This is a genomic window from Pontiella agarivorans (genome assembly GCF_034531395.1).
GTDB lineage: Bacteria > Verrucomicrobiota > Kiritimatiellia > Kiritimatiellales > Pontiellaceae > Pontiella > Pontiella agarivorans.
In genome coordinates this window covers 435,546-448,687 of the sequence record NZ_JARVCO010000002.1, presented here as the reverse complement: position 1 = coordinate 448,687, position 13,142 = coordinate 435,546, and the positions used below count along the sequence as shown (strand labels likewise).

Annotated in this window: 8 protein-coding genes; 1 reads left to right on the top strand and 7 read right to left on the bottom strand. The window is 52.2% G+C overall.

The genetic code is table 11. The features are described from left to right. The first annotated feature begins 114 nt into the window (after positions 1-114). Positions 115-1,539, top strand: a complete 1,425-nt coding sequence (locus P9H32_RS01860; protein WP_322607160.1) for a sulfatase family protein — start codon at positions 115-117, stop codon at positions 1,537-1,539. A 5-nt stretch (positions 1,540-1,544) separates the two neighbouring features. Here P9H32_RS01860 and P9H32_RS01855 read toward each other — a convergent pair whose 3' ends face one another. The 7 genes from P9H32_RS01855 to P9H32_RS01825 form a co-directional block, all read right to left on the bottom strand. Continuing rightward, positions 1,545-2,558, bottom strand: a complete 1,014-nt coding sequence (locus P9H32_RS01855) for an aldo/keto reductase (RefSeq protein ID WP_322607159.1) — start codon at positions 2,556-2,558, stop codon at positions 1,545-1,547. A 174-nt stretch (positions 2,559-2,732) separates the two neighbouring features. Continuing rightward, entirely contained in the window at positions 2,733-5,192 is a 2,460-nt protein-coding gene (locus tag P9H32_RS01850; protein WP_322607158.1) for a glycoside hydrolase family 2 TIM barrel-domain containing protein, read from the bottom strand. Positions 5,193-5,275: 83 nt separating this feature from the next. Then, entirely contained in the window at positions 5,276-6,754 is a 1,479-nt protein-coding gene (locus tag P9H32_RS01845; RefSeq protein WP_322607157.1) for a phosphohexomutase domain-containing protein, read from the bottom strand. A gap of 101 nt (positions 6,755-6,855) precedes the next feature. Beyond that, the gene (gene tkt / locus P9H32_RS01840; RefSeq protein ID WP_322607156.1) at positions 6,856-8,838 is read right to left on the bottom strand and encodes a transketolase; all 1,983 of its coding nucleotides are present in this window, start codon (positions 8,836-8,838) and stop codon (positions 6,856-6,858) included. 309 nt (positions 8,839-9,147) lie between these two features. Beyond that, entirely contained in the window at positions 9,148-10,461 is a 1,314-nt protein-coding gene (locus tag P9H32_RS01835) for a D-tagatose-bisphosphate aldolase, class II, non-catalytic subunit (protein ID WP_322607155.1), read from the bottom strand. Positions 10,462-10,536: 75 nt separating this feature from the next. Continuing rightward, positions 10,537-11,571: a galactitol-1-phosphate 5-dehydrogenase gene (locus P9H32_RS01830; RefSeq protein WP_322607154.1), complete on the bottom strand. Its 1,035-nt coding sequence runs from the start codon at positions 11,569-11,571 to the stop codon at positions 10,537-10,539. A gap of 39 nt (positions 11,572-11,610) precedes the next feature. Further along, on the bottom strand, positions 11,611-13,122 hold the full coding sequence (locus P9H32_RS01825) for a xylulokinase (protein WP_322607153.1): 1,512 nt from the start codon (positions 13,120-13,122) through the stop codon (positions 11,611-11,613). Positions 13,123-13,142 lie beyond the last annotated feature (20 nt).

Below are 13,142 nucleotides of genomic sequence, written 5' to 3'. Positions count from 1 at the left end.
GTGAAAAAACAGCCGGCCCACGTCGTTATCGAACATAATCTTTACGTGATATCTGATATTTTGATCTCTGCTCTTCGGGTATTCTGACATGCTTAATCAACATAAAGGATTGTCATGAAAGCATTACATCTTGTGGTGATTGTTCTGATTACATGTATTCAGACCATGGCCGAAAAACCGAATATCATTCTTTTCGTTTCCGACGATCATGGACTGGATGCGCTGGGGTGCTACGGCAACCCCGTCATTAAAACGCCGAATATGGATCAGCTCGCCGCCGATGGCGTTCGTTTCACCCGGGCCTACTGCACCAGCGCCAGCTGCGCCGCCAGCCGCTCCGTCATCCTGACCGGCAAATTCGGCCATGCCACCGGCTCCTACGGCCATGTGCACGATTATCACCACTTCAGCACATTCGACACCGTAAAATCGCTGCCTGTCATGCTCTCCGAAGCGGGCTATCATACCGCCCAGATCGGCAAATATCACGTAGCCCCGGAATCGGTATATAAATTTGATGTCCGCTATAAATGCGATCCCCGATCCACAATCGAAATGGCGGAAACCGTTACCCCGACCATCCGGCAGGATAAACCGTTCTTTCTCTACTTCTGCCCGGACGACCCCCATCGCGGCGATCCCTTCACTCCCGATCCCTGGAATGCACCGAACTCATTCGGTAATAAAAGCGAACCTTATCCCGGCGAAACCATCGTGAAGTATGATCCTAAAGACGTGATCGTTCCCGAATTTCTTCCCGATACTCAGGAATGCCGCGAAGAACTGGCCCAGTATTATCAGTCCATTTCCCGGATTGATCAGGGTCTCGGCAAACTGCTGAAAATTCTTGATGATTCAGGAAAAACCGACAATACCGTTATCATCTATATTTCCGACAACGGCATTGCCTTCCCGGGGGCAAAAACCACGGTTTATGAACCCGGCATCAAACTCCCCTGCATTGTTAAAGATCCGCGCACCGATTTCCAGGGCCTGAAAAACCGCAGCATGATTTCCTGGGTGGATCTCACTCCGACCATTCTCGACTTCGCCGGTGTGACGGTAGAAAAGAGCCGCTTTCACGGCCGCTCATTTCTTCCCATCCTTGGAAAGAAAAATTCCAAATCCTGGAACACAGTTTATGCCGCACACAATTTCCACGAATTAACCATGTATTATCCCATGCGCGTTATTCGCGAAGACAACATGAAGCTGATCTGGAATATCGCCTACGGTCTGAAATACCCGTTTGCATCCGACCTCTGGGCGGCATCCACCTGGCAGAGTGTATACCGGAATAAAGGAGAATACTTCGGGCACCGCAAGGTGCAGGACTATCTCTTCCGGCCCGAGTTCGAGCTCTACGACCTCAAAAGCGATCCTGAAGAAAGCCGGAACCTTGCCGATGATCCCGCATACGCAAATCAACTGGAAACCATGAAGAAAAAGATTCAGGCCTTCCAGATTGAGACCAACGATCCCTGGCAGATCATTTGGGGCAACAAATCAAATATGCAGGGAACCGGCGTTAACCTGTAAAAGGATCAGACCGCTTTAAGCGGAACTTTTCGACCGACCACCTGCAGGTTATCATTGAGTTCCGCGGCAGTTTCCATCTGGGAAACGCAGCACGAAAGGTTCGGATTCTGCAGTGCCCAGAGGTAGGATTTGGCAAAGATAGAGAGGTTTTCATCCGGCAGCGTGGCATTGAGCTTTCCGGCCCGCCACGGCGGCTGATTCTGCATACTGAACAGCTTGGCCACCTTCATGGCAATCAGCCCCATGCCGGACTGCCGGGCTTTATACATTGCCGGATCAAGCGCTGCATGATTGGCAATGTTATAGGCACACATCGCCACGTCATAAAAACCGACTTGCGAGGCATTCAACAGATTGTTGGTTACATCGTTATGAAACGAAACTGCTGATGCCCGAATCAGCCCCTTTTTTTTAAATTCAGAAAAAAGCTCTTCCACGATGTCATCCATCAGTTCCGGCAGAGCCGAACCGTGCGGCAGGAACAGCACATCAACATAATCGGTCTGCAACCGTTGCAAGGATTCTTCGAGCAGCTTATGCGCATTCGCCTTGATGCGCGCTCGCCACGCATCCGTCATGCCGTATTCTTTGAGAACCACATACCGAAGGTATGCTTTGTCAAACTGCTTTTCCTGCCCGCCGAAATAGTTGATGTGATATCCCGGCCGTTTTACCGTTCGCCGCTCCAACAGATCCTGCGCTTTTTTCCGCAGTTCTTTCTGCCGGGCAGCAGGCAGTCCTTTCAGGATTTCCTGAACACACTGCTCAACCATGCCGTAATAGGCACTCAGTTTGGTCGAAAGAAACAGACGTTCGCGATTCCCCGACTGTTTAAAATAGCGCCCTAGATTTTCCTCCACTCCGCCCTGACTGTAAGCGGAAGCACAGTCAAAATAATTAATCCCGCGCTCCAGACTCCGATCAAACAGCGGATCACTGTCCGGTGAGGTAAACGGAAAGGTCCCGAGCACAATTTCCGAAACCATAAAACCGGTGCGCCCCAGAACCCGATAGCTCATGGCGTCGTTCTTATTTCGCCACTCCACCTCCCCGGCCGCCGGGGCCGCATGAACGACGTTTCCTGCAGATCCAACGAGCGGAATGGTGAAAGCGGACTTTTGGAAAAAAGATCGGCGGGTTTCAGATGAAGGGCTCATGAAGACAAGTTAGATGATCATCTTTTTCAGCACAACTCATCTTAAGACCAGTTTCACCTCATCCGGCTGCAGCCCATCCGATTCCGCCTTTACCCTGATTTTCCCGTTGTTTTTACCGGCTTTCACTATCAGCATGCACATACCGCTGAAGGCATCCCGATGATCCGCCTGAAAAGGTGCGGTGGTGGCAGCATTGCCATTGCCTACCGCGGCAATAGTTCCGGCTCCGGACACACGGAATTTAACGGTATTATCTGCCAACGGGCACAATCGGCCTTTCCTGTCCTCAATTCGCACCGTCACATACGAGAGATCAGAGCCGTCAGCCATCAATTTCCTACGGTCAGGAATCAACTTGATTTTCGCCGGAGCCCCGGCGGTTTCAATCTCTTTCTCTGCAACGGCCTTCCCCCCGATATACCCCACTACCCGGATCGCGCCGGGTTCGTAGGGCACCTCCCAGGAAAGACGGTACGGCGAATCAAAATAATCTTTTTCATAATGGTTGAATTTTACCGGCAGACGGGTGAGATCTTTACCTTTCACCTTCCGCCCTTTGGAAACGCCGTTCACAAACAGTTCAACCTCTTCGCAGTTCGTATAGGCCATCACCGGAATAGATTCATGCCCGGATCCCTCCCAGTTCCAGTGCGGCAGCACATGTACCATCGGCTCCCGGGTCCACTGGCTTTGATAGAGATAAAAGCGGTCTTTCGGAAAACCGCAAAGATCAACCGCCCCGAAATAGGAACTTCGGCACGGCCAGTCATCATTCCAGTACCCATTCGTACTGTTATCCCGTCCGCCGTACGGCGTCGGCTCGCCCAGATAGTCGAACCCCGTCCAGACATATTCCCCGTAAACCTCCGGATTCAGTTTCAGTTGATGAAACTCCACATCCGGCGGATAAGCCCACGGCGGACCGATAATGTCGTAACTGGAAACCTGTTTTGATTCATGCGTTTTATACTTTTCGATCGGCAGATGATAGACTCCGCGACTGCTGGTACATGAAGACGTTTCCGACCCAACCACCGGATTATCCGGAAGATATTCATTCACCGGAGCTCCATAAGCCAGCGGCTTATAATTCATTCCGGCAATATCAATCTGCGCCGCCATACCGGTTTCATAAGGGCCCGGCCACCAGTTGAATCCGCAGGTCGTCGGCCGCGTGGTATCGACTTCCTTCACCCAGTCATTCAGCTTTTTCGCCATTTCCGGGCCGATTTTCGCATCGCGCTGTTCCAGAATTTCATTCCCGATACTCCACATGAAAACAGACGGATGGTTTCGATCGCGCCGAACCATATCCTTCAGATCCCGCTCACCCCATTCCGCAAAAAACATATTGTAGCCATTGGGTACTTTAGCGATCTCCCAGACATCAAAGGCCTCATCCTGTACCAGAATGCCAAGTTCATCACACAGATCCAACACCTCATTCGACGGCGGGTTATGGCTGGTGCGGATGGAATTCACCCCCATCTTCTTCATGATCTGCAGTTTCCGCTCATCCGCCCGGCGGTTGACTACGGCACCCAACGGCCCGTTATCATGATGCAGGCAAACCCCCTGAATCCGTACCGGTCGGCCGTTCAGTCTGAATTCCTTTTTGGTGAATTCCAAGGTTCGGAAACCAAACCGGTTTTCAACCCGATCCATCTCTTCCCCCGCTTTTCTGACCGTGGTCACCAATGTATACAGATTCGGCGAATGGAGATCCCAGCGCTTCGGCTTTTCCACCGACATCGTCTGAAATCCGGTTGACACGCCCGGCACTTCAAGCTGCGCCACCGTTTTACCGTCGGGACTGATCACCTCATGCAGAATCGAAAGCGTCCGGTCTTCCGTATCGCCGGCGAGTTCCGTTCGAACCGCGACTTTTCCAATGTGATCACTGATCTCCGGCGTTTCAATCGTTACGCCCCATTGCTTCACATGAATGGGATTACGATAATCCAGCCACACATTGCGGTAAATCCCCGCGCCGGGATACCAACGGGTGGAAAGATCCTCCGGTTGCAGACGCACAGCGATCACGTTGGCGGCTCCGAATTTCAGATACTTTGAGATGTCGTATTGAAATTCGATATAGCCGTATGGACGATTACCGACAAAATGACCGTTGACCCAGACATGTGCATTATACATTGCCCCGTCAAAAGTGATTAATACCCGTTTTCCGGCCGCTTCAGCCGGAACATCAAAGGTTTTCCGATACCAGCCGGTACCGTGAAAAGGCAGTCCACCGGAACGGGCGTTGTATTTTTCGTCAAACGGGCCCTCGATCGCCCAGTCGTGCGGAAGATCCAGAGTGCGCCAGCCGGAATCATCGAACCCGGCAGCTTCTGCACCCTTAGCAGTACCTTTGTGAAAGGTCCACCCCTCATTGAAAGACTGATGCATCTTCAAGCCGGATGGCTGATGCGAAGACATCGCACGACTGCAAACCGCCAATGCCGCGGTTGCTCCCACAAAATACCGTCTGTTCATCTGTATCTCCTACTGCATTAAAACAGCGGAGATCGTCCCACATTTAAAACTGCGAGTAACGCGTAGAACACTAGATCTTTCGGTCAGATCTGCAGGCCCTCGAAAGTCGACAGACACTCCAGTACAGCCGCTTTCAGCGGTTTCGTCCCGCCAACGACATCACTTTCGATGTTGATCGGAATCTGCGGATCGTGCAACGACTTGCGCACAAGAATCCAACCGTTTGGAGTGGTGACATGCACTCCCTCAAAATTATTCGGCGTCAGCGACCACCCCTCCTGTTCTTCAACAAAAGCGGAAAAGGCTTCCAACACCTCATCCGCATAGGCCGAAAACTCATCCACCGTAATCCGTGGGCGAAACTCAATCGCTTCCGCCGGTTCCGGCAGTTCGGCAATCAGCTCATCCACGGTGCCCTCGCCTGCCGCCTTCAGCTTCGCGATCTTGATCAGGATTTTGGCAATCTGGTACGCGCCGTCATCCAGAAAATAGTTTTCCTTTAATGCGCCATGGCCCGAGGTTTCCAGCGCCAGAAAACTCGGTGTACCCGCTTCGTTCAGACGAATCGCTTCATTGATTACATTTTTATAGCCGCGTTTAAACCGGTGATGAACCCCGCCCAGGTTGTCTTCGATCCACCACTTCAGCCCGGTGGAGGTCACAGAATCCGTCACAATCGTCGATCCGGGATACTCTTCGAGTACAATCGTTGCCATCAATGCAATAAAACGGTTTCGATTGATCGGTTTCCCGTTTTTGTCCACGGCCCCCGCACGGTCCACATCGGTATCAAAAATGATCCCGAAATCCGCGCTATTGTTTTCCACAGCAGAAATAATGGCTTCCATCGCCTCGCCGTCTTCCGGATTCGGAATATGGTTCGGAAAAGATCCATCGGGATCAAGAAACTGGCTTCCCGTTGTATCCGCCCCGAGCGGCTGCAACACATTCGCCACAAAATAACCGCCCGCGCCGTTACCGGCATCCACCACAATATTCAGTCCGTCCAACGGCTTTTCACGGCCGGCACCCTCACGGATAATGTTCACAAGATGCGCCGCATAATCGCCCATCAGATCAATTTTCCGAACATGGGAATTTTCCAACGGCTGGAACGCGCCGGTTTCCGTGGCAATGGTAAGAATCGCTTTAATATCTTCTTTGCCGAGTCCGCCTTCGCGGGTGAAAAATTTCAGGCCGTTTCGGTTGAACGGCAGATGGCTCGCAGTCAGCATGATGGATCCGTCGTAACCATGATTTTCAAAAACGGTCGACATAAACATCGCCGGGGTTGAAGAGAGTCCGCTATCAAAACAGGTAACGCCCGCTTTTTCCAATCCCTGGAACGTTCCGGTTTTAATCGCTTCGGCCGAAAGGCGTGAGTCGTTACCTACCGCAACCTTCAATTCCGTTTTATCCAGTTTCTGCTCCAGCCACTTTGCAAAAGCAAAACCGATCGTCCGCGCAATTTCAGGCGTCAAATTTACCGGTTCGCCTTCAATGCCCTCCAGAGCAATTCCCCGCACATCGCTTCCATTCTGCAGTCTGTAATACGTATCCATCTCTTTTCCCCTGTTAACTGAAAACCACGGAATACACCCAATTCACGTAATTCCGTGTGGTTTGTGTATTCCGTGGTTAGCCGCTCAGCCCTGCGGATTGCTCAGCCCAGCAGCACTTTGGCTTTTTCGTAAACATTCTCCGCCGTAAAGCCGAATTCTTTCTGAAGCACCTTGAACGGTCCGGATGCCCCGAAATCATCTTTAGTGATCATCACGCCGCAACGGTTAACATAACGCTCCCATCCGAACGAGGTGCCGGCTTCAACCGCAACACGTTTCACACACGCCGGCGGAAGTACACTATCCTGATAGTCCTGATCCTGTTTTTCAAATAATTCCCAGGAAGGCATGCTGACCACACGGACATTGGCTCCTTCGCCGCCCAGCTTTTCAGCCGCAGCAAGTGTAATCTCCACTTCGGAACCGGTTGCGATCATCAGCAGATCCGGATCGCCTTCACCGCTCTGCCAGAGCGTGTAGGCCCCCTTCTTCAGATTATCGGCCGCCGGATATTCATCGCGATCAATCACCGGCAGATTCTGGCGGGTCAGCAACAGCGCTGTCGGCCCCGATTTATTCTCCAGCGCCGCCACCCAGGCCATAGCTGTTTCTGTCGGATCGGCCGGACGGATCACCGTCATATTCGGAATCATGCGAAGGCTCGCGCAGGTTTCAATCGGCTGGTGCGTCGGACCGTCTTCACCCACACAGAAACTGTCATGCGTGAAGACATAAATCACCGGAAGTCCCATCAGCGCCGCCAGACGCGCAGCCGGGCGGACATAGTCGGCAAACACCAGGAAGGTTCCGCCGAAAATGCGGAATCCGCCATGCAGCTGCACTCCGTTCATGATGGCCCCCATGGCCAGCTCACGCACACCGAAGTGGAAGTTGCGGCCATCAAATGCATCTTTTCCGATATCGCCCATATCGGCCATATAGGTATTGTTCGACGGAGCAAGGTCAGCAGATCCCCCAACCAGGAAAGGCATTTTCTTTGCAATCGCATTAATCGTTTTACCGGAAGCCGAACGGGTCGCCAGCGAGCTGCCCTTTTCAAATTCCGGAAGAACTTCCTTCAAATCCGGAAGTTCACCCTTCTGGGCAATATCCCACTCCAGCGCTTTTTCCGGATCAGTCTGCGCAAACTGGGCAAAGGCCGCATTCCAGAGTGCTTCAGTTTCAGCGTTCTTCCGAGCAACCGCTTTAAAACCTTCATAAACTTCGGCCGGCACGTAGAATTTATCTTCCGGCATACCGAGATTTTTCTTGGTCAGCAGGATTTCCTCTTCACCCAGCGGAGCACCGTGGCATTCATGGCCGCCTTCTTTGTTCGGGGAGCCATAGCCGATTTTCGTATTACAGATAATGACCGTCGGCTTTTCAGTTTCCGCCTGAGCCGCTTCAATGGCTGCGGCAATCTCATCGTGATTGTGACCGTCGACCTCCAGCACCTGCCAGTGGTAGGCCTCCATACGTTTAGTAACATCGTCCGTGTAGGTGATGTGGGTGTCACCTTCGATCGAAATAAAGTTCTGATCGTAAAAAACAATCAGTTTTCCAATACCGTGGTTACCCGCCAGCGAAAACGCTTCGTGCGATACCCCTTCTTCGAACTCCCCTTCAGAGGCAATCACATAGGTGAAATGATCCACAATTTTTCGTTCGGCGCTGTTATAACGGGCTTCGAGCATTTTTTCGGCAATCGCCATACCAACCCCGTTGGTCACGCCCTGTCCCAGCGGACCCGTGGTGGTTTCCACGCCGACGGTATGACCATATTCAGGGTGACCCGCGGTTTTAGATCCGAACTGGCGGAAATTCTTGAGTTCTTCGATCGGCAAATCGTATCCGGCAAGATGAAGAAGCGAATAATGAAGCATCGACCCATGCCCGGCGGAGAGAATAAACCGATCCCGATCCGGCCAGTCCGGATTCACCGGATTATATTTCAAATATTTAGCCCAGAGAACCGCCGCTACGTCGGCCATTCCCATCGGCATGCCAGGATGCCCGGATTTCGCGGCCTGAACGCCATCCATCGCAAGTCCGCGAATCGTATTTGCTGTAAGTTTAAGATCCATTCTTTTTTCCTTTTTTCTACTAAAAATGAACGGGAGATAGTAAGGCCGCTCCCGGCCTGCTAACAACCCGAATTACGCAATATATTGAAGATTATGCGCCCATTTACCTCAACATCAGCCCCTCCGGCCCGCTCCAGGCCGACCTGAGCGCGCAGAATCACATAAACATCCCCGTTCCGCCACAAACTTATTCCCAAAAATAAGGACGATAGTCCAATAAAACCGACGAAAGCCGAAACATCCCGATGGCATATAAAAAAAACCGGCTCCCGAAGGAACCGGTCTCTGCAAAACATTCGGACGACGGAACTATTTTGCCATCTTGCAGGCGCGGGCATAAATGCCGATAACATCCTGCGTGCGGTTGATAATGATCTGCTCCACATCGTTTTCAATGATGCCTTCAGAAACCGCATTGTACTGATTCGGCATATACTGGCTCAACAGCGAAAGCGAAATGGGATTTTCCTTCAGATTGGAAATCAGCTTCGCAACGGCCGTCTGAATCTTTTCATTCGGCCAGTAATAACGCGAACGGTCAGAGAAGCTGTACTTGCGTTTATAAGCCTGCTCCACATCATCGCCCGGATAATATTTTTTCCAGTATTTCGGCTCCTCAACCATCACCGCATCGATCACTTCCCGCAGTTTTGAGGTTTCAATACCGCGCGGTGCCAGCATCTCCTCCTCGATCATTGCCAGAGCAAAAAGTGCTTCGCGGTATCCGAAGGTCAGCCACGGACCGACTTTCAGAATGCAGTAATGATCTTCCACCAGTTTGGTCAGCCCGGTTTCAGACTGATAGTCCGTGGAATGCGCCTCATAAACAAAACGTTCCTGCTTCATGATTTCGTCGCTCAGTCCCTTGGCGGCTTCGCGGTCATAGTGGAAAACCTGATCATCGCCGAATTCCACGCCCGGCTGAACCACCACGCCGTAAACCCGGTTCCAGGCCTCGGAAAGCCCTTCAGCTTCAAACGCGGCCTGAGTCACTTCAATCGTTTTAATGGCATCCGCCGGCGTCGTCGGAGTAACTGTTTCCTCTTCTTCCTGAGCACCGCCCGGAATCGGAACTTCCGTACCGATAATGTATACCGGCGCCGGCTGGTCCGCACGAAATTCCTGATGCGTCTGCTCCGCCACTTTAGCCATGGCCGCAGCGCGGGAAGCCACAATTTCATCGGCCAGCGGCTGATGACGGTCGCCGGCGTCGTCGGCACAGAACATCGATGCATCAAGATGGATTTTCTGATATCCGGCCTTCACATATTCTTTGATCAGCGTCAGTGCTTTTTCCATGGCCGGCGCAGCGTTTTCATTCTGCCAGGCATTCGGTCCCAGATGGTCGCCGCCGAGCAGGATATCGTCTTTATTAAATCCGACTTTATCGGCAATGCCATGAACATAGGCCACAAAATCCGCCGGTTTCATTCCGGTGTATCCGCCGAACTGGTCCACCTGGTTGGACGTGGATTCGATCAGCAGGATCGATTCATCTTTTTTTGCCTGGAGCATGGAAGCCTCCAGTACGGTTGCCTGTGCGGAACAGACCGAATAGATGCCGGTTCCCTTTCCGGCCCGGTTATCGGCCAGAATCTGTACATATTTTTCTACAGCGTTCATTTTTTTACTCCTTTGGAGATTTTAAATCTCGGATATCAAATTTCAAATCGTCTAATTCAGAACAGTTGCTCTGTATTAAAAATTGATCATCACTTTCGCCCACAGCTCGTCATTTTTATAAATGACATCATAGGCATCCTGAATCTGCTCAATCGGGAAGGTGTGGGTCTGCAGCGGCGCAACATCAATCAGCCCGGCATCCATCATCCAGGCAGCAGTGGTCCACTCCTTGCCGGGGAACGGCGCGGAATAGTTCATCCACGAACCGATAACCTCCAGCTCCTGACGGCTGATCCGCTCAAACTCAGGTCCTGTAAAAGTGATCGGCGCATGGGACGTACCAACCAAAAGGATCTTTCCGCGGCCTTTTGCCACATTGATGGCGGAAATCTTAGCCGGCCCGGCGCCGGACGATTCGAACACCACGTGGGCACCGTCTTCGAGCTCGCGCTCACAGACCTCTTCGAGCGGTTCTTTCATCGGATTGCAGACAATGGTCGCCCCCATCGCACGCGCCATTTCCAGTTTGCCGTCGGAAATATCCGAAGCAACAATATCCCGGCAACCCATGGCCTTGAAAATCTGGATGGCCAGAAGGCCGATAGTTCCCGCACCGGTCACCACCACGTCTTTACCCAGCAGGTTTTCAAGCCGCAGGATCGGATGCAGACAGACGGTAATCGGCTCAATGAAAGCCGCCTGATCATACGACAGATTACCGATGGCCACGAGGTTCTGCGCAGGCACCCGGAGAAATTCGCCGAAAGCACCCTGCACACGAGAACCGATGAAACTGTAGCCCTTGCAGAGTGAATAGTTTCCCTGTGCACATTTATCGCATTTCATACACGGCATCAGCGGCGCAGCCGAGGCACGGTCGCCCACGTTCCAGCCTTCGACATTTTCACCGACCGCCACAATTTCGCCGGCAAATTCATGCCCGAGCACAATATCATCCCACTTCGGGTTGTCTTCCTGAATACGGACAATGTCCGACCCGCAGATTCCGCAGGATTTGACCGCAATCAGAACTTCATTCGCCAGCGGCTCAGGTTTTTCCATTTCAATGACGTCAACTTTTTTCACGCCGTTACGCAGTGCAGCTTTCATGATTTTATCTCTCCAGAGGTTGATTTCCACTTATCTAAATTATGTGCGTTTCTTTCCGTACTTCTTATCAATTTCAGCGAGCATATCGAATTCATTGACGAGGTTGCTGTAGAGGTTACGAAACACCGTATACATCTCGCTGTAATACGCATGATTATGCGCATCCGGTGAGAAACTCGCGCGGGTCGGGATTTTTTCAATGGCTTCATCAAAGCTCTTAATGGCTCCCACGCCATAGGCCGCAGCGATTGCCACCCCCAGCGGCGGAAGATCCACCGCGCCCGGGATTTCAATCGACTGCCCGAGCACATCGGAAAAGATCTGAACCCAGACGGCCGAATTGGCAACCCCGCCGGTAATCTTCACATTTTTAATTTCCACCCCTTCTTCCTCGGCAATGCTCAGCACATGGCGCGAGCCATACGTGGTGCCTTCAATTACAGCACGGGTGAAATCGCGGCGGCTGGTATGCGGCTTGAGCCCCATCACCACACCGGTTGTATTATCGTTCCAGATCGGGCAGCGCTGCCCCACCATATACGGCAGAAAAACCACCGAACTTTCCGCCGTTACGGAGGTATCGATCAGTTTATCCAGTTCCTGATAGCCGTCCAGCTCCAGAATTTCCTCATTAAACCAGCGAATGACCGCTCCGCCGAAGTCGACGCCGCCGGCGGTGATCCAGGTACCCGGAACAATGTGCGGATAGACGTGCAGATTTTTGTTATATTTCGGTTCGTCCAGGCAAACGTTGTTCGTGGTTACCGTTCCACCCGAAATAAACACTTCACCGCCTTTGGAAACGCCGGCGCCCAGCCCCGCGGCCACGTTATCCATTGATCCTGCAATTACCGGTGTCCCTTCGGCAAGTCCGGTCAGCGCAGCGGCGTCAGCGGTCACCTTTCCCACGATATCAGTACAGTTGAAAACCGGCGGAAGTTTCGCCCGGTCAATTCCGCAGCCTTCCAGCAGCACATCGGAATATTCGCCGGTCTTCGTATTGCAGAACTGTGAAAGCCCCGCCTCGGAAATATCCATCGAATATTCCCCGGTCAGCTGATGCACCAGATAGCCGTTGGCATGCAGGAACATATGAGTCTTATCATACACTTCCGGCTCATGTTTTTTTATCCACATAATCTTCGGTGCCGGGTTGCCTGCATCCGAAACATTGCCGTTAATTTCCCAGAGTTCTTCCCCCAGATGTTCACGAATCCATTCCGCTTCAGCAGATGCACGGCGGTCCATCCAGATCAGCCCGGGCCGGAGAGCGTTCCCATTGTCATCCACCGGAACAACCGTGGTTGAAAAGGCATCAATCCCCACCGCAATAATGTCGGCGGCATTCACCCGGCTTTCCGCCAGCATATTCGTCGTATTTTCTTTCAGCGCGTCCCACCACTGTTCCGCCGGCTGTTCAGCCCAACCTGCATGCGGATAAGACGTGTCATATTTTTTGCGGGCCGTTGCCACCACATTAAAGTCGGTATCGAAGAGCACGGTCTTCGTGCTTGATGTGCCTACGTCGATACTCAGAATATATTCAGCCATAATTCAACCCTCTGATTGCT

What these genes read in the sequence shown, in the direction of transcription:
- P9H32_RS01845 (WP_322607157.1), bottom strand. Translation starts at nt 6,754, where the DNA reads ATGGATACGTATTACAGACTGCAGAATGGAAGCGATGTGCGGGGAATT.
- P9H32_RS01835 (WP_322607155.1), bottom strand. Translation starts at nt 10,461, where the DNA reads ATGAACGCTGTAGAAAAATATGTACAGATTCTGGCCGATAACCGGGCC.
- P9H32_RS01855 (WP_322607159.1), bottom strand. Translation starts at nt 2,558, where the DNA reads ATGAGCTATCGGGTTCTGGGGCGCACCGGTTTTATGGTTTCGGAAATT.
- P9H32_RS01825 (WP_322607153.1), bottom strand. Translation starts at nt 13,122, where the DNA reads ATGGCTGAATATATTCTGAGTATCGACGTAGGCACATCAAGCACGAAG.
- P9H32_RS01860 (WP_322607160.1), top strand. Translation starts at nt 115, where the DNA reads ATGAAAGCATTACATCTTGTGGTGATTGTTCTGATTACATGTATTCAG.
- tkt (WP_322607156.1), bottom strand. Translation starts at nt 8,838, where the DNA reads ATGGATCTTAAACTTACAGCAAATACGATTCGCGGACTTGCGATGGAT.
- P9H32_RS01850 (WP_322607158.1), bottom strand. Translation starts at nt 5,192, where the DNA reads ATGAACAGACGGTATTTTGTGGGAGCAACCGCGGCATTGGCGGTTTGC.
- P9H32_RS01830 (WP_322607154.1), bottom strand. Translation starts at nt 11,571, where the DNA reads ATGAAAGCTGCACTGCGTAACGGCGTGAAAAAAGTTGACGTCATTGAA.